Raw genomic sequence first — 26,409 nt, forward strand, 5'->3', positions numbered from 1 at the left:
CGTGGGGGCATTATTTCAACGCCTTGAAGCGCATGCGCTTGGGCTTGGCGCCCTCTTCGCCGAGGCGCTTCTTCTTGTCGGCTTCGTACTCCTGGTAGTTGCCGTCAAAAAAGGTCCACTGGCTGTCGCCTTCGGCCGCCAGGATGTGGGTGGCGATGCGGTCAAGAAACCAGCGGTCGTGGCTGATGACCATGATGGAGCCGGCAAATTCGAGCAGCGCGTCTTCGAGGGCGCGCAGGGTTTCCACGTCCAGGTCGTTGGACGGTTCATCGAGCATCAGCACATTGCCACCGGCAATCAGGGTTTTGGCCAGGTGCAGGCGTCCGCGCTCACCGCCCGACAGCGTGCCCACGCGCTTTTGCTGGTCGGCGCCGTTGAAGTTGAAGCGGCCGGCGTAGGCGCGGCTGGGCATCTGGAACTTGCCGACGTTCAGCATATCGAGACCGCCCGAGATGTCTTCCCAGACGGTTTTTTCGTTGGCCAGGTCGTCGCGATTCTGGTCCACAAACGCCATCCTGGCGGTGGAACCAATCACCACCTCACCGCTGTCCGGTTTTTCCTTGCCGGCAATCAGCTTGAACAGGGTGGACTTGCCGGCGCCGTTGGGGCCGATGATGCCGACGATGGCGCCGGCCGGAATGCTAAAGCTCAGGTTGTCGATCAGCAGGCGGTCGCCAAACGATTTGCTGACGTTCTTGAACTCGATCACCTGGCTGCCCAGGCGCTCGGCCACCGGAAAGAAAAACTCGTTGGTCTCCACGCGCTTCTGGTATTCAAAAACGCTCAGCTCTTCAAAGCGCGCAATACGCGATTTGCTCTTGGCCTGGCGCGCCTTGGGGTTCTGGCGAATCCATTCCAGCTCTTTCTTCAAGGCTTTGGAGCGGGCTTCCTCGCCCTTTTGCTCGGCCAGCAGGCGCTCGCCTTTTTGTTCCAGCCAGGTGCTGTAGTTGCCCTTCCAGGGGATGCCCTGGCCGCGGTCCAGTTCCAGAATCCATTCGGCGGCGTTGTCAAGGAAATAGCGGTCGTGGGTAATGGCCACGACGGTGCCGGGAAAGCGCTGCAAAAACTGCTCCAGCCAGTCGACCGATTCCGCGTCCAGGTGGTTGGTAGGCTCGTCGAGCAGCAGCATGTCGGGTTTGGACAGCAACAGGCTGCACAGGGCCACGCGGCGCTTCTCGCCACCCGACAACACGCCGACCTGCGCATCCCAGGGCGGCAGGCGCAGCGCGTCGGCGGCGATCTCCAGCTGGTGCTCGGAATCCGTGCCAGAGGTCGCGATGATGGCTTCGAGACGGGCCTGCTCGGCGGCCAGCGCGTCAAAGTCGGCATCCGGCTCGCCGTAGGCGGTGTACACCGCTTCGAGTTGGGCCTTGGCGGCAAATGCCGCGCCCATGCCGGCCTCGACACTTTCGCGCACGGTGTGGCCGGGGTCAAGCCTGGGTTCCTGCGGCAGATAGCCAATGTTCAGGCCCGGCATGGGCGTGGCTTCGCCCTCGATTTCCTTGTCGAGCCCGGCCATGATCTTGAGCAGGGTGGACTTGCCGGAGCCGTTGACACCCAGCACGCCGATCTTGGCGCCGGGGAAAAAACTGAGCGACACGTCCTTGAGAATTTGACGCTTGGGCGGCACGATTTTGCCGACCCGGTTCATGGTGAAAACGTATTGAGCCATCTGGATTAACTTCTAAAAAGGGATAAGAAAAACGGAAACTGGCGCCGCTCATCAGCGGGGTATTTTTGGCGGCCATGGCAGGATTATCGTTCCGTGCGACAATACGCGGGTTGCTGGCTCCAGTTGCCTTCAACATTTGGGCACATCTCGGGTAGTACGTTCTGTAGTTACTTACGATGTTTTTTAGCCCGACTTCTGATCCCATCTGCCTTTGACTGGCGGGACGCTTCGCAAAAAAGCTCCCAACAGGCCGATCTTTAGCGCCCCAGCGGCGCAACACCATGACCTTTGAAAATCTGAATTTGGCCCCGGCCATTCTTAAAGCCGTGCTTGAGCAGGGCTATGACACCCCCACGCCGATCCAGGCGCAAGCCATTCCTGCCGTGCTGGCAGGCGGCGATCTGCTGGGCGGCGCCCAGACCGGCACCGGCAAAACCGCCGCTTTTGTGCTGCCCATGCTGCAGCGCCTGAGCACCGAGCCGCGCCTGACGAATCGCCGCGGCGTCAATGCTGTGCGCGCCCTCATCATGACGCCGACGCGCGAACTCGCCGCGCAGGTGGAAGAAAGCGTGCGCACCTACGGCAAATACCTGGACCTGACCTCGATGGTGATGTTTGGCGGTGTCGGCATGGGCGCGCAAATTGAAAAACTGCGCCGCGGCGTCGACATTCTGGTGGCCACGCCCGGCCGCCTGCTTGACCACGCCGGCCAGGGCACACTGGACCTGGGCCAGGTGCAGATTCTGGTGCTCGACGAAGCCGACCGCATGCTGGACATGGGTTTCATCCACGACATTAAAAAAGTGCTGGCGCTGGTGCCCAGGCAGAAGCAGTCGCTGCTGTTCAGCGCCACCTTCAGCGACGAGATTCGCGAACTGGCCAACGGTTTGCTCAAGAACCCGGAATCGATCCAGGTCACGCCGCGCAACACCACGGTGCAGCGCATCACGCAGACCATTCACCCGGTCAGCCGCAGCAAGAAAAAAGCGCTGCTGACGCACATCATCAACGAGCACAACTGGAGCCAGGTGCTGGTGTTCACCCGCACCAAGTTCGGCGCCAACAATGTGGCCGAGCACCTGACCAAAAACGGCATTGAAGCCATGGCGCTGCACGGCAACAAGAGCCAGACCGCCCGCACCCAGGCGCTGCAAGGTTTTAAAGACGGCACGATTCGCGCGCTGGTGGCCACCGACATTGCCGCCCGCGGCATTGACATCGACGAGCTGCCGCACGTGGTGAACTACGAAATCCCGAACGTCAGCGAAGACTATGTGCACCGCATCGGCCGTACTGGCCGCGCCGGTAACAGCGGCGAAGCCGTCAGCCTGGTCTGCCTGGACGAGGAAGGCTTCATGCAGGACATCGAGCGCTTCACCAAGCAGAACATTGAAAAAGTGGTGGTGCCCGGCTTTGAAGCCGAGCCCGGCGAAAAAGCCGAACCACTGGCCATGGGCCGCCAGACCATCTGGGGCGGCCTGGGCAAGCCGCCTAGCCGCGACGTGATGCAGGCCGCCGCCAAGGCAGCCCGTAGCGAAATGATGACGCGCATCCGCGACACCAAGGGCGCCCAGCCTGCACGTGGCGCCAACGGTGGCGGTAATGGTGGCAATGGCGGTGGCCGTGGCCGCGCCCCTGCTGGTGGTGGCAACAGTGGTGGCGGCGGCGGAAGAGGCCCCCGCACACCGAATCCGGGCCAGCCGCGGCAAAACTCGGGCTATGGCGGCCAGCCTTCGGGCCAGCCCCGCAATGCCCAGGCGCAGGCACCGCGCCTGCGTGACGAGCAGCCCCGCGCGCCGCGCAACGATTCACGAGGCGAACCCCGCAATGACTTCGACAACCAGCAGCCCGCCAGCCACGCCTCGTCCGGTTTCCCGTCCTCTGGTCAGCCCACCGGCAACCGCAACAACTTCCGGGGTCCACGCTCCGGCGGCGGCTCGGGTGGCGCTGGTGGCCGGGGCAACGGGCCTCGTCGGTCGGGCGGTTCTGGCCCGTTTACTGGCCGATAAGCAGTATTCGGCGGTTCACTGCGTGGGCCGCCGCGCACCGTTTGCGGCACAAGATGCGCCACAGCCGAAACTGGTAGCGCACATCACCGACTCGTTCAGCGACTTTGTCGCGCCGCGCGTTGACGACGTTTTCATCGCGCTCGGCACCACCATCAAGGTAGCGGGCAGCCGCGAGGCTTTCCGGGCGGTCGATTTTGACGCCGTGCTGGCCGTGGCCCGCGCCGGCCTGGCCGCTGGCGCAATCCGCCTGGCCGTGGTCAGCGCCATGGGCGCGAGCAGCCAGTCGCCGGTGTTTTACAACCGCGTCAAGGGCGAGATGGAAGCCGCCGTGTCGGCGCTTGGCTTTGACACGGTGGTGATCGTTCGCCCTTCCCTGCTGGCGGGCGATCGGGACTCGCTCAGTCAGGCACAGCGGCTGGGCGAAAAGCTGGCCTTGGGCGCCGCCCGATGGCTCAACCCGCTGCTTCCGGCCGACTACCGCAGCGTGGACGCCAACCAGGTGGCGGGCGCCATGGTGAGCACCCTGCAGACGGCCGGTGCCGGTCCGCATGTGCTGCTGTCGGGCGCGCTGCGCCGTCACCCCACAATTTAGGAAAATAATAGCTGCAGCCCAGGTGGAACGTGCACATGCAGCTACTATTTTTATAGCACACCAAAACCTTCCGGACGCATCCGCTAGCGCCCGGACAAAAGCACAGTGCGCTGGTACCATCCGGCCATGAACGCTCCAACCTCCTCCAACATTTCCTTCGGGCTCGCAGGCCGGGTCTGCCTCGTCACCGGCGCTGCCCAGGGCATTGGCGAAGCCTGCATTCGCCGCTTTGCGCGCGAAGCGGCCCAGCTCGTCATTGCCGATATTGACGATGCCCGGGGCGCCGCTTTGGCCGCAGAACTGGGCGGCCTGTATGTGCATTGCGACGTCGGCGACAAGGCCCAGGTCGATGCGCTGGTCACCCAAACCATGGCAGCCCATGGCCGCATTGATGTGCTGGTCAACAACGCCGGCATCTTCAAGGCCGCTGATTTTCTGGAGGTGACAGAAGCCGACTTCGACGCGGTGCTGCGCATCAACCTCAAGGGCGCCTTTCTGGTGGGCCAGGCGGTGGCGCGCGAAATGGCCAAAGCCGAGGCAAGACCAGGCATAGGCGGGTCCGCCTCGCGCGGCAGCATCATCAACATGAGCTCGGTCAACGGCGTGCTCGCCATTCCGACCATTGCCAGCTACAACGTCAGCAAGGGCGGCATTAACCAGCTCACGCGCGTGATGGCGCTGGCCCTCGCCGACAAGGGCATACGCGTCAACGCCGTGGCACCCGGCACCATCGCCACCGAACTCGCCGCCAAAGCCGTGCTGACCAGCGAAGAAGCCAAGGCCCGCATCATGAGCCGTACCCCGATGAAACGCCTGGGCCAGCCGTCCGAAATCGCAGACGTGGTGGCCTGGCTGGTCAGTGATGCAGCCAGTTACGTGACGGGTGAGATCGTTGTGGTGGACGGGGGCCGCATGACGCTGAATTACACCGTGCCGGTCTGACAGCGGGCCGCTCTGATGGCGGTAGGCCTCGGGCAGCATACGTGGTTGCCAGCCAGATTTGCTATTAAAAACGTAGCTGCTTACTCAGACAATTCCGAGGCTGGCGAGCAAAATGGCTAAATGTTGGCCAATCTCGGCCTCAATACTGCGCAAATGGACTCACGACGCGTTCTGGGTTACGGCGATGGCGGGGACGCGGCGCAAGCGGTCCTTCAGTACTCGAGTCCATCCAGAGCATCCAATGGGCTGGCAGTGCCTCCTGCTGCGACTTTGAGCACATGGGTGTAAATCATGGTGGTGCTCACGTCACTGTGGCCCAGCAGTTCCTGCACGGTTCGGATGTTGGTACCTGATTGCAGCAAATGTGTTGCAAACGAATGGCGCCGTGTGTGGACTGACACCGGTTTACAGACTCCCGCCATTGCTACTGCCTTCTTCAACGCACGTTGCACGCGATCTTCGTGTAAATGATGGCGCCGCTCGACGCCGCTGCGCGGGTCAACAGAAAGCATGGGGGAAGGAAACATCCAAAACCAAGCCCAACTGCAGCCAACCTTAGGATATTTTTGCTCCAACGCGTGCGGTGTTTCCACGCCGCCTCGCAGGGCTTGTTTATCTGCTTCCCACTGACGACGTGCCGCGAGTACTGCATCCGTAGCGCGGGAGCCAAGGAACGCGGCAACATCACTACCCGGTCTTTACCGCCCTTGAAGCATGACGATCCGGCGAGCTTTGTGATGCCGACTTGAACCGCCAGCATCCAAACAGCCGTCACCAGGAAAAGAAACCAACTTTCCATCCACGCATGCGACGAGATTGATCGACCATCATGGCCAAACGGGTTCAGCTTCGTGCCCCAAGCGGTCCTGCGGCGTCATGACCTCGCTGCTGGAAAGCCGCCATCCCGGTTTGCACGAGGCGGTCGTCCAGTTCTCACCGCAGCGGAGATACCAATGGTTGACTCCGCCAGTGAAATAAGAAATACTTCGCTACATGGTAAAGTATCAAGCATCAGGTATGGACCGCACGTTCTCGGCGCTCGCCGACCCGACCAGGCGGGAGGTCTTGCTACGGCTGAAGGACGAACCCGGGCTGTCGGTGAGCGAGCTCGCTCGGCCGTTTTCGCAAAAGCTTCCTGGAATGATGAAGCATCTGGATGTCCTGGCTGATGCGGGATTGATCACGCGGGCCAAAACCGGTCGTACCGTGTCGGTTCACCTTGTCGTCGGGCCGATGCGGGAGGCCATGGAGTGGCTCAACCGGTATGAACGCTTCTGGACGGTGAGCATCGATCGACTTGTCGCGCTCGTAGAAGAGGATGGCGAGCGATGACCAGGAGTCTCCCAAGCGTGACCATCGTGCGCAGAATCAAGGCCCCGCCGGCCAAGGTTTACGCGGCGATCACACAGCCCAAACTAATGATGCAATGGTGGGGTCCCGATGCGAGGCCGACGCTCAGCGCCGAGGCAGACGTGCGACCCGGAGGTCGCTTTAGCGTCGTATTCCGGTTGCTGAACGGCGATGAGCACAATCCCACCGGGGTTTATCGGGAAGTGATCCCGGAGAAGAAGCTTGTTTTCACCTGGGAATGGCCCGGAATGCCGGAACGGGAGTCGCTGGTGACGTTTCTGCTCGAGCCGATTGACGGCGGCACCGAACTGACGCTGATCCACGAACATCTTCCCGACGAAGAGGCGCGCAAAAGTCACGAGCAAGGCTGGCGCGGCTTCCTCGATAAGTTATCAACTTTCCTTGGAGATATCGAATGAGCGAACTTGTCCTCACCACCTTCGATTGGGTTCCCGAGATGCCGCGCGGCTACGTGCGTGACCTGCGTGTGCGTTGGGCGCTGGAAGAAGCCGGGTTGCCCTATCGCGTCGAGAGCACGCCGTTTCGCGATCGGAATGCCGGGCATTTCGCGCACCAGCCCTTCGGCCAGGCGCCGTGGTTGACCGATGGCGACGTCTCTATCTTCGAGAGCGGCGCTATCCTGCTACACCTCGGCGAGCGCAGCGATGCGCTGCTGCCCGCCGATCCGCGCGGTCGCAGCGACGCCAAGGAATGGCTGTTCGCGGCCCTGAACTCCGTCGAGATGGCGAGCCTGCCCTGGTCCCTGTTGATGTTCTCCGGGGAGAGCGAGGGTACGACGGCCTGGAAGCTTTTCGACGGGTTCCTCAAGGTGCACCGACTCCAGCACATGGAGAAGGTGCTGGCGGGACGCGAATGGCTGGCCGGGACCTTCTCCGTCGCCGACATACTGATGGCGGACGTGCTGCGCCTTGTCGATCGGTTCGACGGGCTGGCGGCATATTCCGCCTGTCGTGACTATGTCGCGCGCACCACGGCCCGCCCATCCTTCGTGAAGGCATACGCAGACCAGATGGCGCATTTTGCTGCGGCAGATGCAGCTTGATCCGTGCGCCGCAGAACCCGCCCTGCAGGTTCCTGGCGCTGACAAGCTGGGTACGGCACCCGCCTTTGCGCAGAACTCATATGTCCGCCAATGGTCGATGGCAGGTGCAACCGTCATGGAAGTCATCGCCACATTGCCGACTCACAATCTGTAGCCTGCAGTGACCGGTCTGGAGCAGTCTTGATCAAGTTGATCGAGCGGGCCGAAGGCGCTGGCGGGGCGGCTCTGTGATGGGCGAACATATCGGGGAGTGCATCAGGTTGCTATGATTAAGATAGCAACTTGCACACATTCCATATGGGCTGCAGGCCTAAAAACTTCCCAATTGATGACTCGAAGCCGCCAGCCCGAGGCAGGCGCCCGGGGACTTTTCCGGTAACTTCGCTTCATCGCATTCACTGCATTCAACCGCCGCCCCTTACCGCACCCAGCGCCGGGTAACCGCCGGGCTCGGGGTTCGGCCCGTTGCGCAACACCGCCATCCTTCCCCGCATGGCAGCGATCTCCACCGTCTGGCTGGCGATGATGTCTTCGGCGAGTTGCCGCACCATCGGGTCGCGGCCATGGATCAGCACCAGCCGTGCCATCTCGACCGCGCCCTCGTGGTGCGGAATCATCATCGCCAGAAAATCGGAGTCGGGCTGGCCGCTGTAGCCCGGGCTGTGCATGTCGTGCATCATGCGGGCCATGCCGGTGTCCATGGCGGCCTCGAAACGGCTTTTCTGGCCTTCACCGCCAGTCGCCGTGTGCTTGTGCTCGCTGTGGTCCATCACGCCGTCTGCCCTTTGGTGCCGGGCCGCACATAGACCAGGTTGATGCTCTTTTTGTTGCGCAATTCGCCCGATGGCAGCTTGAGCGAGCCCAGCGGAATCTGCGTGATGAGCCGGGGTTGCAGCGGCATCGACACATCGAAGGCCGAACACACCGTTTGGCCGGCGTTGGGGGTTCCCGGCAGTTCGTCCTGCTCATGCGCCACATAGAGCAGGTTGTTGGCGGGGTTGGTCCACAGGCCATGCGCTTCGCGGCCGCCGGTGTAAACCAGGCCGACCACCTTTTGCTGGGCCGGCGGCACCGAGCGGTCAATGATCGCCAGCCGGCTCGACGCCGCGCCGTTGGGGCCGCCGTCATCGACCCGGGCCAGGCTCATGTAGGTCACCTGGCCGCGCGCATTGTCAACAAACTCCAGGTGATTGGGACGTGCCATCTCGCCCAGCGGCAGCGTCGCCAGCACGGTGCCGGGATCTTTGACAGAAACCATCGACACCGCATCAGCCAGCTTGTGCGACAGCCACATCTGGCTGCCGTCGGGCGAGAGTTTTTGAAACGGCGTGAAGGCGGGTTTGTCCTGGGCGCTCAGATCGACCAGGCGCAGGCGCCTGGGCCGCGAATGGCCGTTGCCGTCGGGGTTGACCTGAAGAATTTCAAGCTGCGCGGCCTTCTGGCTGATGACGAAGGCCAGCAGGCCGTCTTTGGAAAACCAGACCTGCGCCGGGCCATTGAGCGTAGGCACATAGGCGCGGACGGCCTGCGCCTGACCTTCGCCCTTCCCCGTCAGTTGGCGCGTCGCCTGTTCCACGTCAAGGATGGCAATGCGGTCTTCGCCGCGCAGGGTGACCCACAGTTCGCGGCCGTTGCGCGTGAAGGTGGGCTCGTGCGGCTCGCGGCCCAGCAAAATACCGCTCGACAGCCGCTCTGGGTTGGTCGTCGGCCCCGCCTGCGGGTTGGCGACGTTGCCGACCACGCGGCGATTGACCGCGTCGATCAGGTAAATGTTGCTGCTGCCGCGGCCCGAGGTGGCGAGCAGGGTTCCGTCGGGGTTGGGCACGGCGCCATGCGCGTCGATGCAGCCGTGGTAGAGCGGCTTGTGGATCATGGCCGCATGCGTGGGCATGACGCCGCCGGTAACGAAGCGAAATGGCGGCCGCGCGTCTTCATCGAAACTGGTCAGGTTGAGGGTGGTGTCAACGGTGTTGCTGGCCGGATTGATGACCGCGATGGTGTTGGAGTCTTCGTTGGTGATGAACACGCGGTCAACCGGGGCGATGTCTGGCCCGGCGGTGCCGGCCATGGCGGGCGCCGGCATCGCAGTGGGGCCTTGGGCCAGCGCCCAGGGTGCTGCGGCCACCGCAGGCAAAGCGGCGGCCGCTTTCAGAAAATCGCGGCGTGAGTCGTTGGGTGCTTCACTCATCTGAAGTCCTTTGGGTGGTTGGGTCGTGGTCGGGGGTGAACCCTATTTATAGGAGAGCCGGAGGCGGCGTTTGACTCCATGGGGCTCGTCTCACTGTCAGGTTTATTCCCTACCCGATACAGGCGTCGTCGCAGAACCGGGCTGCCAATAAAGAGCCTGAACAGTCGAATGATTGCCTAAAATCCGGCATGAACTCTGACATGCCGACCCCAGCGCAGGCCAGGGCCACCCCCGACGGTCTTTTCACGGACGCCAGCCTCACCGCCCGCTGCGCCTGGTGCCAGGCCACGCCGCTGTACCGCCACTACCATGACAGCGAATGGGGTTTTCCGGTGGCCGACGAACGCCGGCTGTTTGAGAAAATTTGCCTGGAAGGCTTTCAGGCGGGCCTGAGCTGGCTGACGATTCTGAACAAGCGCGAGGCTTTTCGCGATGCCTTCGCCAACTTTGAAGCCGAGCCGGTGGCCGGCTTTGACGCGCACGATGTCAAGCGCCTGCTGGGCGACGCCGGCATTGTGCGGCACGCCGGCAAGATTGCCTCAACCATCAACAATGCCAGGCGCGTGCTGGAGCTGCGGCGCGAATTTGGCTCGCTCGGGGCCTATGTCTGGCGGCTGGAGCCCGACGCCGCCAGCCGGCCCGCGCGCATCACGCGGGAGGCCCTGAAAACCGTGACGACTTCTGTGGCCTCTGTGGCCTTGTCGAAAGACCTGAAAAAGCGCGGCTGGACTTTTGTCGGCCCGACCACGATGTATGCCTTCATGCAGGCCATGGGCCTGGTCAATGACCACCTGGAGGGCTGCGCCAGCCGGGATGCGGCGCTGGCGGCACGCGCGGCCTTTGTGCCGCCGGCGTGACCCCCTGACGCACTGAAGAACAAAAACCTACAACCAGCGCGCTTTCTTGAACTGCCAGTAAAGCAAGGCGCAGGTCACCGCGATCACGCCCAACGCCATCGGGTAGCCGTACTGCCATTTCAGCTCGGGCATGTGTTCAAAGTTCATGCCCCACACGCCGACAAAGGCGGTGCACACCGCAAAAATACTGGCCCAGGCCGCCAGCCGTTTGGTGATCTCGCTTTCTTCAATCGTCGCCATGGCCAGATTCACCTGAATGGCGGTGCCTATGGTGTCGCGCATGGTGTCGATCAGCGCGTTGATGCGCGACAGGTGGTCCACCACGTCGCGAAAATAGTCCTGCACACCCGCGCAGATGTGCGGCACCCGGCCGCCGTGCAGCTTGCTGGCGCCTTCCAGCAAGGGGGCCACCGCATGCTTGAGCACCATCACGCGGCCCTTCAGCTCGTACAGCCGCTCGATGTTCAGACGCGCCGTGCCCTTGGTAAAAATCTCTTTCTCGATGGTTTCCAGTTCGGTCTCGAAACCGTCAAGGATGGGGAAGTAGCGGTCCACCACCGCATCCATCAGCGCATACAGCACGAAGCCGGAGCCATTGCGCAGCAGTTCGGGCTCGCGCTCGCAGCGCTCGCGCACGCCCAGAAAGCCTTTCTGGCTGCGATTGCGCACCGACAGCACATAGTTGCTTCCGGTAAAGACATTGACCTCGCCGACATTGAGCTCTTTGGGCTTTTCGGGTGAGACCTCAACCAGGTGCAGCACCGCAAACAGCGAGGTCCCGTATTCTTCGATCTTGGGCCGCTGGTGGCCGTGCCTGGCATCTTCGACCGCCAGCTCATGCAGGCCAAACTCCTCCTGCATTTCCTCCAGCTCTGCCGGTGTCGCGTCTTGCAGCGCCACCCAGACAAACGCGTCGGGGCGGGTAATATAGTCACTGATTTCGCTGACCGGGATGTCGGCCAGCTTGGTGCCATTTTGGTACACCACGCAATTGATGAGCATTGGAATCTTCCGGCCAAGGTAACTGGGTACGAGGATTCTGGCACACCGGAACCGCCCTTCCCGCTCCCAAGTCGGTCAAACCCCATTGCTATTGAATTCATAGCTGCAACCGTAGGCAAAATAAGGGCCAGAGGCCATTTTCTGTCTTGAAATCGGGTTGGCCTGCCGGCCACCGGGTTCAACCCGGCCGAATGCGCCTTAGCAGGATGGCCGTGGAGCAGGGCCAGCCGACACGGCCGAACCAGGCACCGCCGGCAATCGCGGCCGCAATCACCACGCCGTAGACCACCAGCGCGGCGCCCTGCGCCATGAAGACCTGAGCCAGCCCACCGCCCCAGCGGATCGCGAGCCAGCCGCCCCCGGCCGCGACGGCAAGCCGCGCGATGTTGCCGAGTACAGGCCACAGCAGCCGCCCCGCGCCTTGCGACGCAAAGTACAGCACCAGCCCGACGCCAAAAAAGCCATACAGCGGGCCGACCGCACGCAGGTACAGGGCGCCCGACTCCAGCATCGCGGGGTCGGTGTCGAACAGCGACAGCCAGGCCTGCGGAAACGCCGCGGCCGCCAGGCCGATGGCCTCGGTCAGCGTGAAGGCCATGGCCGCGCCTATCCAGGTGGCACGCAGTGCGCGCTCATGCTGGCCCGCGCCCATGCAGGTGCCGACCATGGCCAGCAGCGGCGCGCCGAGGCCGAACACCAGCGGCACCAGCAGGTATTCAAGCCGCGAGGCGGTGCCATAGCCGGCAATCGCGGCCGGCCCGAAGCCGCCCGCCAGCGAGGTCGCCACACCAATCGACAGATTGGTCGCAACCGTCGAGATCGAGCCAATCAGGCCGATGCGCAGGATGTCGCGAAACAGCGGCCAGCGCAGCTTCACGTGGATGAGCGAGGGCTTGAGCAGGCTGCCGCCCGACCACAGATAGGCGGCCAGCGCCAGCGTGCCGACCAGGTAGTACAGCAGCAGCGCGATGGCGCCGCCCGCAATGCCAAGCGCCGGAACCGGCCCCCAGCCGAAGATCAGCAGCGGCGACAACGGCACCAGCGCGATCACGCCGAGCACGGTCACCTTGGCCGGCACGGCCATGTTGCCGGTGCCGCGGATCACGGCCGCCAGCGAGTTGAACAGCCACACCAGCACCGCCCCGGCGAACACCCAGTGCGAGTAACTCAGGGCCGCGTCGAGCGAGGCACCGCTGCCGCCCATCTGGGTATACAGCCAGCGGCCGCCCAACAGCAGCGCGAGCGAGAACGCCAGGCCAAAACCCAGTGCGATCACCAGCGCATGCAGCACCAGTGCGTCGGCATCCTGGCGCCGCCCGGCCCCGAGCGCGCGCGCAATCGACGAAGCGATGCCGCCGCCCATGGCCCCGGCCGAGGTCATCTGCATCAGCATCACGACCGGAAACACCAGCGCCATGCCGGCCAGCGCATCGGTGCCGAGCTTGCCGACGAAGTAGGTTTCGACCAGGCCGACAGCCGCCTGCGCCACCATCACCAACACGTTGGGCGCGGCCAGGCGCAGCAAGGTCCGGCCTATGGGCGCTTCAAGCAGCAAGCGCGTGCGCGGGTCAACGGCGTTCATGTCGGCCCCGCCTTCAAGCAGCTGCCTGCGCCGCGCGTGGCAGGCGCGCTTCACGGATTGGCAGGTTCACCAGCGCCGCGCCCACGGCCAGCACGATGTCGATGTACCAGACCCAGTTGTAGCTGCCGGTGGCCTGAAACACATAGCCACCCAGAAAGGCACCGAAAAAGCCGCCGATCTGGTGCGCCAGCATCACAATGCCGAACAGCATGGCCATGTTGGCCGTGCCAAACATCTTGGCGACCAGCCCCACCGTGGGTGGAACGGTCGACAGGAAAGTCACGCCCATCACCGCCGCAAACACCAGCATCACGGCCGGTGTCGTGGGCGCCAGCAAGAACACCAGCACCGCCAGGCCGCGCGTGGCGTACAGCAAGGCCAGCAGCGACTTCATGCGCCAGCGGCCCACGGCCCAGCCCATGGCCAGGCTGCCGACGATATTGAACAGGCCAATCATGGCCAGCGCCCAGCCGCCGGTCTCGGGCGGCAGGCCACAGGCCGCCACCACGCCCGGCAGGTGCGTGGCCAAAAAGGCCACATGAAAGCCGCAGACCAGAAAGCCCAGGCTCAGGTAACGGTAACTCGGCGTCGCCAGCGCCTGGCGTATGGCCTGGCGCGCGCTGAGGGCCTTGACGCCCGACGCCGCGGCCGCCTGAGCTGCCAGGGCCCTGGAATTGCCCCTGAGCAGCCAGGCGGCGGGCAGCGCCAGCAGCACCAGCACGCCCAGCCACTGCATGGCGCTGGCCCAGCCAACGGCAGCCGTCAGGCCAATCGCAATTGGGGCCATGGCAAACTGGCCGAAGGAGCCGCCCGCATTGACGATGCCGGTGGCCAGGCCGCGCCTGGCAGGCGGCACCAGGCGGGTGCTCGCGGCCATCAGTACCGAAGGCCCCGCCATGCCGGCACCGCCTGCCGCCAGCAAGCCGATGGCAAAAATCAGGCCGCCCGTGCTTGTCATGAGCGGCGTGATGAGGGTGCCTATGCCCACCAGCAGCACGCCGGCAAGAATCACACGACCGGTGCCAATCCGGTCGGCCACGGCACCGGCAAACGGCTGCGTCAGCCCCCAGCAGAGCTGGCCCACGGCAAAGGCCAGGCTGATGCTGCCGATGCCGAGCGCCGTGGAGGTATTGAGCGCCGACAGAAAGAGGCCCATGGTCTGGCGCACACCCATGGTGAGGGCAAACGCGCCCGCGGCGGCCAGCAGCACCAGCCAGGCTGCGACAGGCCGGGGGGGCAATGGATTGGATGGGGATGGGGATTGGGGTTGGGATTTACTCATCATCAGCTCCGGATTGCGTTTCAACAGGCGACAACAGCTCAAGCGATTCATTGATCAGCCCGTGCAGGGCCAGCACGCGTTCGGCGCCCAGCCGCTGGTTCAGGCCGTCCTGCGCCGCCTTCCAGCGATGGCGCGCCTCCTCGCGCTTGGCCCGGCCGGCCGGTGTGATGGCGACGCTGCGGCTGCGCGCATCGCTACCGGCGGCCATTTCGACCCAGCCCGCATCAACCAGCGGTTTGAGATTGCGCGTCAGGGTCGAGGCACTCATCTTCATGCTTCTGGCCAGATCGCCCGGGCGCAAGGGTCCCAGCTTGAAAACATGGCTGAGCAGCGAATACTGCGTGGTCTTGAGCCCGGCCTTGGCCATTTCAAGGTCATAGTGCTGCGCGACACGGCGCATCAGCTGGCGCAGCCGCATATTGGTGCAACCCTGCGCCTTCAGCTCAGCCAGGGTTGACAGATCAGGTTTTTTGTCCATAATTTTATTGTATCTACAATGATTGCATATGCAACTTAATTGAAAAAAATGACCCCACAAGACACATTGACTCACTGGCTGGAACAAAGCGCCGCCGTGCGCGCCCGCATGACGGCCGGTGGCGGCAAGCCGGGACTGGCCCACCCCGCGCAGGTGGCGGGCAAGACCGGCCTGCAAATCATGCAGGCCATGCTGGCCGGTGAACTGCCCTACCCGCACATTGCCGAAACGCTGGACTTCGCGTTGATAGAGGTCGGACCCGGCCAGGCTGTTTTCCAGGGCACGCCGCAGCTCAAGCACTACAACCCGCTGGGCACGGTGCATGGCGGCTGGTACGCCACTTTGCTCGATTCAGCCGTGGGCTGCGCGGTGCACACCATGATGCCGGCGGGACGGGCCTACACCACGGCCGAACTGAGCATCAACATCGTGCGGGCGGCCTCGCACGAGAGCGGGCCGCTGCGCGCGATCGGCAAGGTCATCCACTGCGGCCGGCAACTGGCCACCGCCGAGGGCCGCATCGTGGGGCCGGATGGCAAGCTGTATGCCCATGCGACGACTACTTGTCTGGTGTTTGAGATGCCGGGGCGGGGGTAGCCTGGGCAAGCGCGGCCGATCAGGTTCGGGTAACTGATATCGGCCAAGGCTGCCTTTTAGGGCGGTGGACAGGAGACATTCCATTCTGCTTTCCAGCGACTGAATCCGGGAAAGCGCACGTCGGCCGCTTCACCGCGCCAGCCAGGCCACCATTCACCAGGCCGAGCTTGTTTGCGCAAAGTGCTCAGCAAGGAAGTCGACCAGCGCCCGCACCTTGGGTGCGACATGCTTGCGAGTCGGATAGATCGCATAGATTCCCAGTTCGATGGAACGGAACTCAGGCATCAGTTCGACCAGCGTGCCGGCAGCAAGGTCGTTCCCGACCAGAAATGTGGGCTGCAGGATCACACCCTGGTGCGCCAGTGCGGCCGCACGGCAAGTGTCACCACTGTTGGTGTGCATGCACGGATTGGTCTTGACGCTGACGTGACCTTGCGGCCCGTCGAAGTGCCACTCGTCCTTGGTGGACCAATAGCTGTAGGAGACCACCGCGTGCGCGGCCAGTTCGGCTGGATCACCGGGCACGCCATGCGCCAGGAGGTACTGCGGCGAAGCGCACAACACCATGCGGGTGGTCGCCAGGCGTTTGCTGATCAGCGTTGAACTCGGCAGGGTCGCAATGCGGATCGCCATGTCATAACCTTCTTCGACCAGGTCGACCACACGGTCAGCCAGGGTCACATCCAGCGTGACCTTCGGGTAGCGCGCGCGGAACACGCCCCACAGCGGCGCCAGATGGCGGATGCCGAAGGTCACGGGTGCGTTCACCCGCAGCAGACCACTGGCAGCGCCGCTGCGCGAGGTGATCTCCGCCTCGGCCTCGTCCACCCCTGCCAGCAACTCCTTGCTGCGGGCGTAAAACACCTGGCCTTCCCCGGACAGCGACAGCCGCCGTGTCGTGCGGTGCAACAACCGCACTCCGAGACGCGCTTCCAGATCGCCGACATGGCGCGAGACCGCCGCCTTCGACATCCCGAGCGCATCGGCCGCCTTGACGAAACTGCCGGCGTCAACCACCGCGCCAAAGGTTTGCATTTCCAGGAATCTATCCATTGTGCTTATTTTAGAAACAATATATCTAATTTTATGCTGTTTATCTCTTGATCAACAGCTTATACAGTTCGTTCAGTGCATTGCCAATGTGCATCGCCGCCAACCCTGACGGCCCATCTCAACCCCAAGGACCCATCATGAACATTCTCGTACTCGGCGCCGGCAACATGGGCGCAGCCTTCGTCAAACAACTGAGCCGCGCCGGCCATCAGGTCAGCGTGACCGCCCGGAATCTGGAAAAAGCCCAGGCGCTTGCCACCGCCCACCAGGGTGCAACCGCCGTCGCCACGGCCAACGCCGCGGCGCCGTTTGAGGTCATTGTGCTGGCCACTGGCTACGCCGATGCCATCAGCGCGCTGCAATCGGTGGGCGATCTGACGGGCAAGGTCGTGATTGACATCACCAACCCGCTGACCGCCGACTACATGGGGCTGACGCTGGGCCACAGCACCTCGGCGGCGGAAGAAATCGCCAAGGCCTTGCCAGAAGCACAAGTCGTCAAGGCCTTCAACACCCTGTTCGCCCAGGTGCTGGCCGAGGGCGCCGATTTGGGCAACGGCCAGACCGCAACGGTGTTTGTGGCCAGCGACAGTGAGCGTGCCAAACAGACGGCCGTGGCCCTGGCGCAGAGCATGGGCTTTGCCACCATTGACGCCGGCGGCTTGAAGAACGCGCGCTACCTGGAGCCGCTGGCCGGCCTGAACATTTATCTGGGCTATGGCGCCGGCCTGGGTACGAGCATTGCCCCGACCTGGCTTCGCAAGGCCTGATTCGCCGTTACCCGTTACCCGTTACCCGTTACCCGTTACCCGTTACCCGTTACTGACACCCTCCCAATCACCCAACCCAATCACTGGAGCAATTCATCATGAAACCGAACACAACGACCAACACCACCGACTACGCCGCCCTGGTATTGCGCCTCGCCCTGGGCGCCATGTTCCTGACCCACGGCCTGCTCAAACTTCTTGTTTTCACCCTGCCCGGAACCGCCGGCTTCTTCGAGTCGGTCGGATTCCCCGGCTGGACCGCCTACATCGTTGCCCCAGCGGAAGTGCTTGCCGGTGTGGCGCTCATCGCCGGCTTTCAGACCCGCTGGGTGGCGCTGGCCGGTGTGCCCATCCTGCTCGGTTCGCTGGCGGTGCATGCCGGCAACGGTTGGGTCTTTTCCAACCCCAAGGGCGGCTGGGAATACCCCGTGTACCTGGTCGTCACGGCGGCCGTCGTGGCGCTGCTGGGCGGTGGCCGGATCGCCGTCAGCAAACCGGCCGAGTAAGTATGTGATGCCGCCTGGCCAGCAGTGGGTACAGCCTCGCGGCCACCCCTGTTGCGCCGGCTTTCCTGAATCAACCTGGACACCGCCAAGAAAACCGCCATGACCACAGCCCCAACCCTTTTCATCTCGCACGGCGCGCCGACCTTTGCCCTTGAACCGGGGCGGCTCGGCCCGCGCCTGCAAGCCCTTGGCAGGCAACTGTCTGGCGTAAACGCGGTGCTGGTGGTATCGCCGCACTGGCAGACCCGTGACGTGCGCGTCATGAGCACGGCAGCGCCCGAGACCGTTCACGACTTCGGCGGTTTTCCGTCGGCGCTCTATGAGCTGCAATACCCGGCGCTCGGCCACCCGCAGTACGCCGCAGAAGCGGGCCGTCTGCTGGCGGATGCCGGATTCGTCGTCGGCATGGATGATAGACGCGGCCTGGATCACGGCGCCTGGGTTCCAATGCGTCACCTGCTGCCTGGCGCTGATGTGCCGGTTTTTCAGGTGTCCATGCCCCATACGCTGGATACGGCCGTGGCCTTGCAGTTTGGCCGGGCGCTGGCACCATTACGTGAACAAGGCGTGATGATCGTCGGCTCGGGCAGCATGACGCACAACCTGTATGAGTTCAGGCAGTCCGGCTCGGCCGCAGCTGACTATGCCATTGAGTTCACGCAGTGGATTCGCCAGGCCGTGAGCAGCAACGACATTGAACGGCTGCGCAACTACCGGCAACTGGCACCGCATGCCGAGCGCGCGCACCCGACCGAGGAGCATTTCCTGCCGCTGCTGGTCGCCCTGGGCGCTCGCACCGACACGCAAGCCGTTCAGGTATTGGACGGCGGCATCAGCAACGGCGTTTTGGCCATGGAGTCCTATGCCTGGGGCGTCGACACGCTCAACACGCCAAACCCGATCACGCATTGACAAGGAATGTCTTCATGAACAGTTCGCAAAGCACTCTCGGCCCGCTGCAGCAAGGCGCCGCCTTTGAATTGGCCTTTCGCCTGCGCCAGCCGCAGCCTGCCAGGCCCAGGGCCTGTGTGGTGTTGCTGCATGGCGTGGGTGGCACCGAAACCAATCTGGCTGACCTGGCCGCAGCGATCGACCCGGACACGCTGGTCGTGCTGCCGCGTGGGCCCCGGCAGTTTGCGCCAGGGCAATTTGGCTGGTTCCGGGTCAATTTCACCGCCAGCGGGCCCAGCATCGTGGCCGCCGAAGCCGAACAAAGCCGCCAGACCTTGATCCGTTTCATGGCGCAGTTGCAGTCGGCTTACGGCATTGACCCGCAGAAGACGGTGATTGCCGGCTTCAGCCAGGGCGGCATTCTCAGCGCCAGCGTGGCCCTGAGCGCCCCGGAGAGCGTGGCGGGCTTTGGCGTGCTGTCCGGCCGCATCCTGCCCGAGCTCGAACCGCATCTGGCGGGCAAAGAGCGTCTGGCCAAGCTGCGCGGCTTCATCGCGCATGGTGAGTACGACAGCAAGCTGCCGGTGACGTGGGCGCAACGCTCGGATCGACTGCTCGACGAACTGGGGGTGGCTCACCTGACGCGCCTCTACCCCATCGATCACGGGATCAGCGCGGCCATGCAGGCCGACTTCCTGGAATGGCTGCAGGGTTTCACAAAAGCGCATTGATATGTCGCAAGGCCGGCTTCCAGCGCGGGTCGCGAGGCCGATCCGGTCAAGGGCGGCAAGACCGTGATTGCCTTTGTGACCGACCCGGATGGCGACAAGCTTGAATTGATCCAGCGGGCTAACAATGGTGCGGCTGCGGGTCTGCTTTGAGGGGCTTTTCGGCGCCAGTCGTTGCCACCAGTGCGGCGCGGCAGAGCCTGCATCTGGGCCCCAAAACCACCGAGATTTACCCTGACCCCTGGGGAGAAGTCGCAACTTGCACTCGCCTGTTCGCAGGTGTATAACTTGTTTGCGATTCCAATATCCTCAAGTCACACTGCGTGATGAAAGGGGGGCTTATGAGCAGACGCATCTACTGGCTGATACCCGATGTGGCGAGCGCCAGGCAGACGGTGAACGACTTGCTGGTGGCGCGCATTCCGGTGCAGCATATTCACTGTTTCGGACGTGAGGGCATAAACCTCGCCGGTCTCCATCCTGCCAATGTCTTTCAGACGACGGACGTGATTTATGCGGCCGAATTGGGGCTGCTGATTGGCGGCACGATCGGTGTTGCTGCCGGCGTGCTGGTGGCCATGTACTACCCGCTCGGATTCGAGTCCCTGCAGTGGGGCATCGTGGCCATACTGGGGGTGCTGGGCGGTTTGTTTGGCGCCTGGTCGTCCAGCCTGATTGGCATTTCCGTGCCTAGCCACCGGCTCAAGCGCTTTGAGGCCGCCATCGAGCAGGGGGAAATCCTGTTGATGGTGGATGTACCCAGTTTGCAGGTCAAGGAAGTCGAGGCCTTGTTGCAGGCTTCGCACCCGGAAGCGCGGCTGGAAGGCGAGGACCCCGACACGCCGGTATTCCCTTGAAGCGCTGAGGCGACCGTGTCAAAAACCGTGGCAATTGCCACGGTGGTCATGTCTAATTTTTTGCGGAGACGGTCATGGACCTGAACCTGCGTTCGTACCAAGAGCAGCACCTGCCGGACTGGCCTGCGGCGGCTACCGCCGGATTTGCCGCGGGCGCCGTCGTGATGGTGCTGGAACTGTTCTGGACAGCCCTGGTCTCTGACAGCAGTCCGTGGGCCGTCTCGCACATGCTGGCCGCCGTCGTCATGGGGCCGGAAACGCTGCAGTCGCCCGATTTCAGCGTCACCGTGGTAGCCGTGGCATTGGCTGCGCACTATGTTCTGGGTGTCGTCTTTGGCTTGATGCTCGTGGCCATCATCGTGCATTTCAGACTCGATTCAAGCGTGGGCATGACGGCGCTGGCCGGCGCGGTCTTTGGCGCGGCACTGTACCTGATCAACTTTTACGGCATGACCTACTTCTTTCCCTGGTTCGTCGACTGGCGCGGCTCGCAAACCCTGTTGGCCCACCTGATCTTCGGAGAGACGGCCGCACTTTTGTACTGGGAACTGAATCGACAGAATTGACGTGTTAACGGGGCTGTCAACATCGAACCGAGAGGATGCAGATGCTTTTTGCCGGGGTGCTCGTCGTCATCGTCATCGCCTCGGTGCTATTCCACCTGGTCAGTCCCTGGTGGACGACTCCGCTGGCCTCGAACTGGAAGTCCATGGACGACATGCTGACGATCACGCTGGTGATCACGGGCATTTTTTTTGTGGTCATCAACGCTTTCGTCGCCTACACGCTGTGGCGCTATCGCCACCGCGACGGTCTGGCTCCGGGCCAGGGACACAGCGCGGCCTATGTGCCCGAGAACAAAAAACTTGAACGCTGGCTGATTGGCATCACCACCGTTGGCATCATGGCGCTGCTGGCACCCGGCCTGGTGGTGTATGCGAGCTATGTCAACGCGCCGCGCGACGCCCTCATGCTGGAGGTGCTGGGTCAGCAGTGGCAGTGGCACTATCGCCTGACCGGTGTCAGCGGCAAGCTGGGTGCCACCGACGCCCGCTTTGTGAACGCCGCCAACCCGTTCGGCCTTGATCCCGGCGACCCGGCCGGACAGGACAACATCCTGGTGGCCGGCAACGAAGTGCACCTGCCGCTGAACAAGCCGGTAAAGGTCTTGCTACGTTCGCACGATGTGCTGCATGACTTCTATGTCCCGCCGTTTCGCGCCCGCATGAACATTGTGCCCGGCCAGGTGAGCACCTTCTGGTTCACGCCGACAAAAGCCGGCCGCTACGAAGCGCTGTGCGCCCAGTTGTGCGGCATCGGCCACGCCAACATGCGTGGCTTCGTGGTGGTGGAGGACGAGGTTGCTTTCCAGACATGGCTGAAGACACAGCCGACTTTTGTCATGACGATGGCCCGCCCGGCACCTGGCGCGGGTGCCGGAGCGCTCGCCAGCGGTGCCGATGCGCGGGTCGCGCAGGGCGAGGCGCTGACCCAGTCCAAGGGCTGCGTGGCCTGCCATACGGTCGACGGCAGCCCCCGGGTGGGGCCGAGCTGGAAGGGTCTGGCCGGCAAGACCCAAACCCTGGCCGATGGCTCCACGGTGCTGGCGGACGAGGCTTATCTGCGGCGCGCCATCCGTGAGCCCCAGGCCCAGGTGGTGAAGGGTTTCCCGCCCATCATGCCGGCGGCCGCGATCAGCGATGAAGAGCTGGCCGCGCTGGTGGCCTATCTCCAGTCGCTGGGCGGCTCCGCCCCGGCTCTACCCGAGCCTAAACCCGAGCCCAAACCCGAGCAGAAGGCGCAGCGGTGAACGCCACAAACACCGACAAGGGACACCATGGCCTACGCTGAAGACACCCTGCATCACGAGCCGCAGAGCTTCTGGACCCGGTATGTCTGGAGCCAGGACCACAAGGTGATCGCCGTCCAGTACGCCTGCACCGCCATCGCGGTGGGGCTGGTCGGCCTGGTGCTGTCCAACCTGATGCGGTTGCAACTGGGTTTTCCCGGCCAGTTCGAATTCATCAACGTCGAGCGTTACTACCAGTTCGTCACCATGCACGGCATGATCATGGTGATCTACCTGCTGACCGCGCTGTTCCTCGGCGGTTTCGGCAATTACATGATTCCGCTGATGGTGGGCGCGCGCGACATGGTGTTTCCCTACCTCAACATGCTGAGCTTCTGGGTCTACCTGCTGTCGGTGCTGGTGTTGATGGCGAGCTTCTTTGTGCCGGGCGGGGCCACCGGCGCGGGCTGGACACTGTACCCGCCGCAAGCCATTTTGCCGGGCACGCCGGGCAATACCTGGGGCATCATCCTGATGCTGGTGTCGCTGCTGATCTTCATCGTGGCCACCACCATGGGCGGGCTCAATTATGTGACGACGGTGCTGCAGGCGCGCTGCGAGGGCATGACGCTGCTGCGCATGCCGCTGACGGTGTGGGGCATCTTTGTCGCCACCATCCTGGCGCTGCTGGCTTTTCCGGCGCTGTTCGTCAGCGGTGTGATGATGCTGCTCGACAAGACGCTGGGCACCAGCTTCTTCATGCCGGCGCTGGTGTCCATGGGGCAGGTGACCAACTACAAGGGCGGCAGCCCGCTGCTGTTCCAGCACCTGTTCTGGTTCTTTGGCCACCCCGAGGTCTACATCGTGGCGCTGCCGGCTTTCGGCATCGTGTCGGACCTGATCAGCGTGCACGCGCGCAAGGCCATCTTCGGCTACCGCATGATGGTGTGGGCGATTGTCTTCATCGGGGGCCTGAGTTTCGTGGTCTGGGCGCACCACATGTTCGTCAGCGGCATGAACCCGTGGTTTGGCTTCTTCTTTGCCACCAGCACGCTGATCATCGCGGTGCCCACCGCCATCAAGGTCTACAACTGGGTGCTGACGCTGTGGCGCGGCGACATCCACCTGACCGTGCCCATGCTGTTCGCGATCGCCTTCATCTGCACCTTCCTGAGCGGCGGCCTGACCGGGCTGTTTCTGGGCAACGTCAGCGTCGATATCCCGCTGTCGGGCACCTACTTCGTGGTGGCGCACTTTCACATGGTGATGGGCGTGGCGCCGCTGCTGGTGGTTTTTGGCGGCATCTACCACTGGTTTCCCAAGATCACCGGCCGCCTGCTTGACGACCGGCTCGGCAAGCTGCATTTCTGGGTCACCTTCCTGGGCACCTACGCCATTTATTTCCCGATGCATTACCTCGGTATTCTCGGCATGCCGCGGCGTTACTACAACTTTGACGGCTACCAGTTCATTCCACCCTCTGCGCTTGCGCTGAACACCTTCATCACGGTGGCCGCCCTGATCGTCGGCGCGATGCAACTGGTGTTCGTCTTCAACCTGGGCTGGAGCGCCTGGCGCGGCCGGCTGGCCGGCGCCAACCCCTGGCGCGCTGCTTCGCTGGAATGGCAAACACCGGCGACGCCCCCTGGCCATGGCAACTGGGGCGCTCAGGTGCCGGTGGTCCATCGCTGGGCCTACGCCTACAGCGTGCCGGGCGCGCCGCAGGATTTCATCGCGCAGAACGCGCCGCCCGAGGCAGGAGGCGCAGAACCCGAGCCCTATTCCGCCACCGCTCCCGTCAAGGCCAAGGGAGCGCTGGCATGAACGCGGTCGCCGCCCTGACGGGCAACCATGCCGCCGGGCGCCCTGACCCCGCCGCGGCGGTCGGTATCGGCTTGTGGGCGTTCATGGGCGTGGCGACCACCTTGTTCTCGCTGTTCATCGCCGCCTATGTGATGCGCATGGACGCCAGCGACTGGTCTGCCATCGCCATGCCGTGGCAGCTGTGGCTCAGCACGGCGCTGCTGCTGGCCGGCAGTGCCGCCCTGCAGCAGGCCAGCGGGGCTGCCAGGCGTGCGCACCCGGCCCGAGCCCGTGCCCTGCTGTTGGCGGGCGGTGGCTGCGCCCTGGCTTTCCTGGCGGTGCAGCTGTGGGCCTGGCAGGCGCTGCTGGCCGTCCACGTGGTACCGGCCGGCAACCCGGCCGCCAGCTTCTTCTATCTGCTGACGGCCATGCACGGCCTGCATGTGGCCGGCGGCCTAGCGGCCTGGGCCGTGACAACGCGAGGCTTCCTGCGCGACGGCGACGCAGCGGCTCAGTCGCCGCCGGGCCGCCCCAAGGCGACTGGGGCCCCCTTGGGGGGCAGCGAAGTACACGAAGTGACGCGCGTGGGGGCCACGTCCCCTGCCTGGCGCATCGCCCTGTGCGCGCGCTACTGGCACTTCCTGCTGGCGCTGTGGCTGCTGTTGTTTGCCACGCTGGGTGGGTTGACGCCCGAGGTGGTGCGTTTCATCTGCGGTACGAACTGAAGGGCCTGAAGGGCGAACCCATGAACACCATCACCGCGCCGATTCCCGAATTGCACGAAGCCCCGATGGCCTTGGCTGCACCGCCGGACGGCTGGCACGGTGTGGTGGCGGACTGGTCGTCCGACCGCCAGGCGTTCAAGGTGTCGTGGGGCAAGGCGATGATGTGGTTTTTCCTGCTCAGCGACACCTTTATCTTCGGCTCGTTTCTCACCGGCTACATGACGGTGCGCACCGCGACGACCGTGGCCTGGCCCAACCCGAGCGAGGTGTTCTCGCTGCATGTGGGTGGCGCCAGCATTCCGCTGCTGCTGATCGCGATCATGACCTTCGTGCTCATCACCAGCAGCGGCACCATGGCGATGGCGGTCAACTGCGCCTACCGCCGCGACCGCGTGCAAGCCGCCACGCTGATGATCGTGACCGCCACCTTCGGCGAAATATTCGTCGCCATGCAGGCCTTCGAATGGTCCAAACTGATCCTCGAAGGGGTCAGGCCCTGGGGCAACCCGATGGGCGCGGCCCAGTTTGGCTCGGCTTTTTTCATGATCACCGGCTTTCACGGCCTGCATGTCACCTGCGGCGTGATTTACCTGCTGGTCATCGCGCGGCGCGTGCTGCGCGGCGACTACGAGAAAAGCGGCAACTACCAGAATGTCGAGATCGCCGGGCTGTACTGGCACTTTGTCGATCTGGTCTGGGTGTTCATCTTTGCGCTGTTTTATCTGTGGTGAGCCTGACCATGACCTGCCGCGCTCACCTTCTTTCGCTGCCCCCCGAGGGGACGCAAACCCGCCTTGAGGCGGCTCATCCGAGGGTTTGATATGTCCACGTCCACCGGCCAGCAACATCCGATCAGCCTCTACCTCAAGGTATGGGCGTTGCTGTTCGTGCTCAGCACGCTGTCGTATCTGGTGGACTATTTCCACTTCCAGAGTTACCTGCGCTGGGGCCTGATCCTGACCTTCATGCTGGCGAAGGCCGGACTCATCGTTGCGGTCTTCATGCACATGGCCTGGGAACGACTGGCGCTGGTCTGCGCCATTTTGCTGCCGCCCCTGTGCTTGCTGGTGCTGGTCGGCCTGATGGTGCTGGAGGCTGAACATACTTTCCTGACGCGGCTGCTGTTTTTTCATTAGGAACCGTCTGCTACGAACACCGGCCAGAAAACCGTGTCGCGCACCGGCAAACTTCCTTGACCCGCACGATAATCTGCTTATGCGACTCCTACACACCATGCTGCGCGTTGGCAATCTCCAGCGCTCCATCGACTTTTACACCGAGGTGCTGGGCATGAAGCTGCTGCGCACTTCAGAGAACCCCGAGTACAAGTACAGCCTGGCCTTTGTCGGCTACGAAGGCAACCCGGCCCAGGCCGAGATTGAATTAACGTACAACTGGGGCACCGAAAGCTACGAGCTGGGCACCGCCTACGGCCATATCGCACTGGGCGTGCCCGACGCCTATGCGGCCTGCGACAAAATCAGGGCGGCTGGCGGCAACGTGACGCGTGAGGCCGGCCCCGTCAAGGGCGGCAAAACCGTGATCGCCTTCGTGACCGACCCGGACGGCTACAAGATTGAGTTGATCCAGCGCGCCGAAGACGGTGCGGGTGCCGGCCTGGGTTGAGGCGGCGCCCTGGTTGCTATAGTTTTAATAGCTAACTAAGCGCTATT

28 protein-coding genes and 2 pseudogenes are annotated in these 26,409 nt (G+C 63.6%); 21 read left to right on the plus strand and 9 right to left on the minus strand.

The window, feature by feature from the left end; genetic code table 11:
- Positions 1–10: 10 nt before the first annotated feature.
- The gene (ettA, locus tag RMO23_RS19225; RefSeq protein WP_309684707.1) at positions 11–1,672 is read right to left on the minus strand and encodes an energy-dependent translational throttle protein EttA; all 1,662 of its coding nucleotides are present in this window, start codon (positions 1,670–1,672) and stop codon (positions 11–13) included.
- A gap of 281 nt (positions 1,673–1,953) precedes the next feature.
- On the opposite strand from ettA, the gene RMO23_RS19230 reads away from it, so the two are divergent.
- From RMO23_RS19230 to RMO23_RS19240, 3 genes are all read left to right on the plus strand, one after another.
- A complete protein-coding gene (locus RMO23_RS19230) occupies positions 1,954–3,681 on the plus strand; it encodes a DEAD/DEAH box helicase (RefSeq protein WP_309684710.1) in 1,728 nt (575 codons plus the stop codon).
- Entirely contained in the window at positions 3,623–4,273 is a 651-nt protein-coding gene (locus RMO23_RS19235) for an NAD(P)H-binding protein (RefSeq protein ID WP_309684712.1), read from the plus strand. The genes RMO23_RS19230 and RMO23_RS19235 overlap by 59 nt, the downstream gene beginning before the upstream one ends.
- A 126-nt stretch (positions 4,274–4,399) precedes the next feature.
- On the plus strand, positions 4,400–5,215 hold the full coding sequence (locus RMO23_RS19240) for an SDR family oxidoreductase (RefSeq protein ID WP_309684714.1): 816 nt from the start codon (positions 4,400–4,402) through the stop codon (positions 5,213–5,215).
- 212 nt (positions 5,216–5,427) lie between these two features.
- Here RMO23_RS19240 and RMO23_RS19245 read toward each other — a convergent pair.
- Positions 5,428–5,924: pseudogene (locus tag RMO23_RS19245) on the minus strand (tyrosine-type recombinase/integrase); the annotation flags it as partial.
- Between the two features lie 308 nt (positions 5,925–6,232).
- On the opposite strand from RMO23_RS19245, the gene RMO23_RS19250 reads away from it, so the two are divergent.
- From RMO23_RS19250 to RMO23_RS19260, 3 genes are read left to right on the plus strand one after another with little or no spacing between them, the layout of a single operon-like run.
- Positions 6,233–6,547: a metalloregulator ArsR/SmtB family transcription factor gene (locus RMO23_RS19250; RefSeq protein WP_309684716.1), complete on the plus strand. Its 315-nt coding sequence runs from the start codon at positions 6,233–6,235 to the stop codon at positions 6,545–6,547.
- Between the two features lie 17 nt (positions 6,548–6,564).
- Positions 6,565–6,984, plus strand: coding sequence for an SRPBCC domain-containing protein (locus RMO23_RS19255; protein ID WP_309684719.1), 420 nt, complete (start codon positions 6,565–6,567; stop codon positions 6,982–6,984).
- Entirely contained in the window at positions 6,981–7,628 is a 648-nt protein-coding gene (locus RMO23_RS19260) for a glutathione S-transferase family protein (RefSeq protein ID WP_309684722.1), read from the plus strand. Before RMO23_RS19255 ends, RMO23_RS19260 begins: the two co-directional genes overlap by 4 nt.
- A 404-nt stretch (positions 7,629–8,032) precedes the next feature.
- On the opposite strand, the gene RMO23_RS19265 is transcribed toward RMO23_RS19260, so the two are convergent.
- The gene (locus RMO23_RS19265; RefSeq protein WP_309684853.1) at positions 8,033–8,473 is read right to left on the minus strand and encodes a DUF305 domain-containing protein; all 441 of its coding nucleotides are present in this window, start codon (positions 8,471–8,473) and stop codon (positions 8,033–8,035) included.
- Positions 8,398–9,816, minus strand: coding sequence for a beta-propeller fold lactonase family protein (locus RMO23_RS19270; RefSeq protein ID WP_309684725.1), 1,419 nt, complete (start codon positions 9,814–9,816; stop codon positions 8,398–8,400). Before RMO23_RS19270 ends, RMO23_RS19265 begins: the two co-directional genes overlap by 76 nt.
- Positions 9,817–10,004: 188 nt before the next feature.
- Here RMO23_RS19270 and RMO23_RS19275 point away from each other — a divergent pair, with 188 nt between their 5' ends.
- Complete coding sequence (locus RMO23_RS19275; protein WP_309684728.1) at positions 10,005–10,673, plus strand: DNA-3-methyladenine glycosylase I; 669 nt, start codon at positions 10,005–10,007, stop codon at positions 10,671–10,673.
- Between the two features lie 27 nt (positions 10,674–10,700).
- Here RMO23_RS19275 and RMO23_RS19280 read toward each other — a convergent pair whose 3' ends face one another.
- The 4 genes from RMO23_RS19280 to RMO23_RS19295 form a co-directional block, all read right to left on the minus strand.
- Positions 10,701–11,675 carry a magnesium and cobalt transport protein CorA gene (locus tag RMO23_RS19280; protein WP_309684733.1) on the minus strand — a complete coding sequence of 325 codons (975 nt, stop codon included), beginning with the start codon at positions 11,673–11,675 and terminating at the stop codon, positions 10,701–10,703.
- Between the two features lie 178 nt (positions 11,676–11,853).
- Entirely contained in the window at positions 11,854–13,257 is a 1,404-nt protein-coding gene (locus tag RMO23_RS19285; protein ID WP_309684737.1) for an MATE family efflux transporter, read from the minus strand.
- 13 nt (positions 13,258–13,270) lie between these two features.
- Positions 13,271–14,539 carry an MFS transporter gene (locus RMO23_RS19290; RefSeq protein ID WP_405041642.1) on the minus strand — a complete coding sequence of 423 codons (1,269 nt, stop codon included), beginning with the start codon at positions 14,537–14,539 and terminating at the stop codon, positions 13,271–13,273.
- Complete coding sequence (locus RMO23_RS19295) at positions 14,532–15,017, minus strand: MarR family winged helix-turn-helix transcriptional regulator (protein WP_309684741.1); 486 nt, start codon at positions 15,015–15,017, stop codon at positions 14,532–14,534. The genes RMO23_RS19290 and RMO23_RS19295 overlap by 8 nt, the downstream gene beginning before the upstream one ends.
- A gap of 48 nt (positions 15,018–15,065) precedes the next feature.
- Here RMO23_RS19295 and RMO23_RS19300 point away from each other — a divergent pair, with 48 nt between their 5' ends.
- Entirely contained in the window at positions 15,066–15,614 is a 549-nt protein-coding gene (locus RMO23_RS19300; protein ID WP_309684744.1) for a PaaI family thioesterase, read from the plus strand.
- Between the two features lie 153 nt (positions 15,615–15,767).
- Here RMO23_RS19300 and RMO23_RS19305 read toward each other — a convergent pair whose 3' ends face one another.
- Positions 15,768–16,667, minus strand: coding sequence for a LysR family transcriptional regulator (locus RMO23_RS19305; RefSeq protein ID WP_309684746.1), 900 nt, complete (start codon positions 16,665–16,667; stop codon positions 15,768–15,770).
- Positions 16,668–16,804: 137 nt separating this feature from the next.
- On the opposite strand from RMO23_RS19305, the gene RMO23_RS19310 reads away from it, so the two are divergent.
- The 13 genes and pseudogenes from RMO23_RS19310 to gloA all read left to right on the plus strand — a co-directional run bounded on the left by RMO23_RS19310 (position 16,805) and on the right by gloA (position 26,362).
- A complete protein-coding gene (locus tag RMO23_RS19310) occupies positions 16,805–17,437 on the plus strand; it encodes an NAD(P)-binding domain-containing protein (RefSeq protein ID WP_309684747.1) in 633 nt (210 codons plus the stop codon).
- 98 nt (positions 17,438–17,535) lie between these two features.
- Positions 17,536–17,943, plus strand: a complete 408-nt coding sequence (locus tag RMO23_RS19315; protein WP_309684749.1) for a DoxX family protein — start codon at positions 17,536–17,538, stop codon at positions 17,941–17,943.
- A 99-nt stretch (positions 17,944–18,042) separates the two neighbouring features.
- Entirely contained in the window at positions 18,043–18,855 is an 813-nt protein-coding gene (locus RMO23_RS19320) for a class III extradiol ring-cleavage dioxygenase (protein WP_309684752.1), read from the plus strand.
- 14 nt (positions 18,856–18,869) lie between these two features.
- Positions 18,870–19,565 carry an alpha/beta hydrolase-fold protein gene (locus RMO23_RS19325; protein ID WP_309684755.1) on the plus strand — a complete coding sequence of 232 codons (696 nt, stop codon included), beginning with the start codon at positions 18,870–18,872 and terminating at the stop codon, positions 19,563–19,565.
- A 30-nt stretch (positions 19,566–19,595) separates the two neighbouring features.
- Positions 19,596–19,715 (plus strand): annotated as a pseudogene (locus RMO23_RS19330) (lactoylglutathione lyase); the annotation flags it as partial.
- Positions 19,716–19,903: 188 nt separating this feature from the next.
- Positions 19,904–20,419, plus strand: a complete 516-nt coding sequence (locus tag RMO23_RS19335) for a DUF1269 domain-containing protein (RefSeq protein ID WP_309684758.1) — start codon at positions 19,904–19,906, stop codon at positions 20,417–20,419.
- Between the two features lie 74 nt (positions 20,420–20,493).
- Entirely contained in the window at positions 20,494–20,985 is a 492-nt protein-coding gene (locus tag RMO23_RS19340; RefSeq protein ID WP_309684759.1) for a hypothetical protein, read from the plus strand.
- A gap of 41 nt (positions 20,986–21,026) precedes the next feature.
- Positions 21,027–22,229 carry a cytochrome c oxidase subunit II gene (locus tag RMO23_RS19345; RefSeq protein ID WP_309684762.1) on the plus strand — a complete coding sequence of 401 codons (1,203 nt, stop codon included), beginning with the start codon at positions 21,027–21,029 and terminating at the stop codon, positions 22,227–22,229.
- 27 nt (positions 22,230–22,256) lie between these two features.
- Entirely contained in the window at positions 22,257–24,032 is a 1,776-nt protein-coding gene (locus tag RMO23_RS19350; protein WP_309684765.1) for a cbb3-type cytochrome c oxidase subunit I, read from the plus strand.
- Positions 24,029–24,736, plus strand: a complete 708-nt coding sequence (locus tag RMO23_RS19355; RefSeq protein ID WP_309684767.1) for a bb3-type cytochrome oxidase subunit III — start codon at positions 24,029–24,031, stop codon at positions 24,734–24,736. Before RMO23_RS19350 ends, RMO23_RS19355 begins: the two co-directional genes overlap by 4 nt.
- Positions 24,737–24,756: 20 nt before the next feature.
- A complete protein-coding gene (locus tag RMO23_RS19360; RefSeq protein ID WP_309684769.1) occupies positions 24,757–25,467 on the plus strand; it encodes a heme-copper oxidase subunit III family protein in 711 nt (236 codons plus the stop codon).
- 90 nt (positions 25,468–25,557) lie between these two features.
- A complete protein-coding gene (locus tag RMO23_RS19365; RefSeq protein ID WP_309684772.1) occupies positions 25,558–25,872 on the plus strand; it encodes a cytochrome C oxidase subunit IV family protein in 315 nt (104 codons plus the stop codon).
- 79 nt (positions 25,873–25,951) lie between these two features.
- Positions 25,952–26,362, plus strand: a complete 411-nt coding sequence (gene gloA, locus RMO23_RS19370) for a lactoylglutathione lyase (RefSeq protein WP_309684775.1) — start codon at positions 25,952–25,954, stop codon at positions 26,360–26,362.
- Positions 26,363–26,409: the final 47 nt, after the last annotated feature.

It is taken from the genome of Polaromonas sp., assembly GCF_031411155.1.
Classification (GTDB): domain Bacteria; phylum Pseudomonadota; class Gammaproteobacteria; order Burkholderiales; family Burkholderiaceae_C; genus Polaromonas.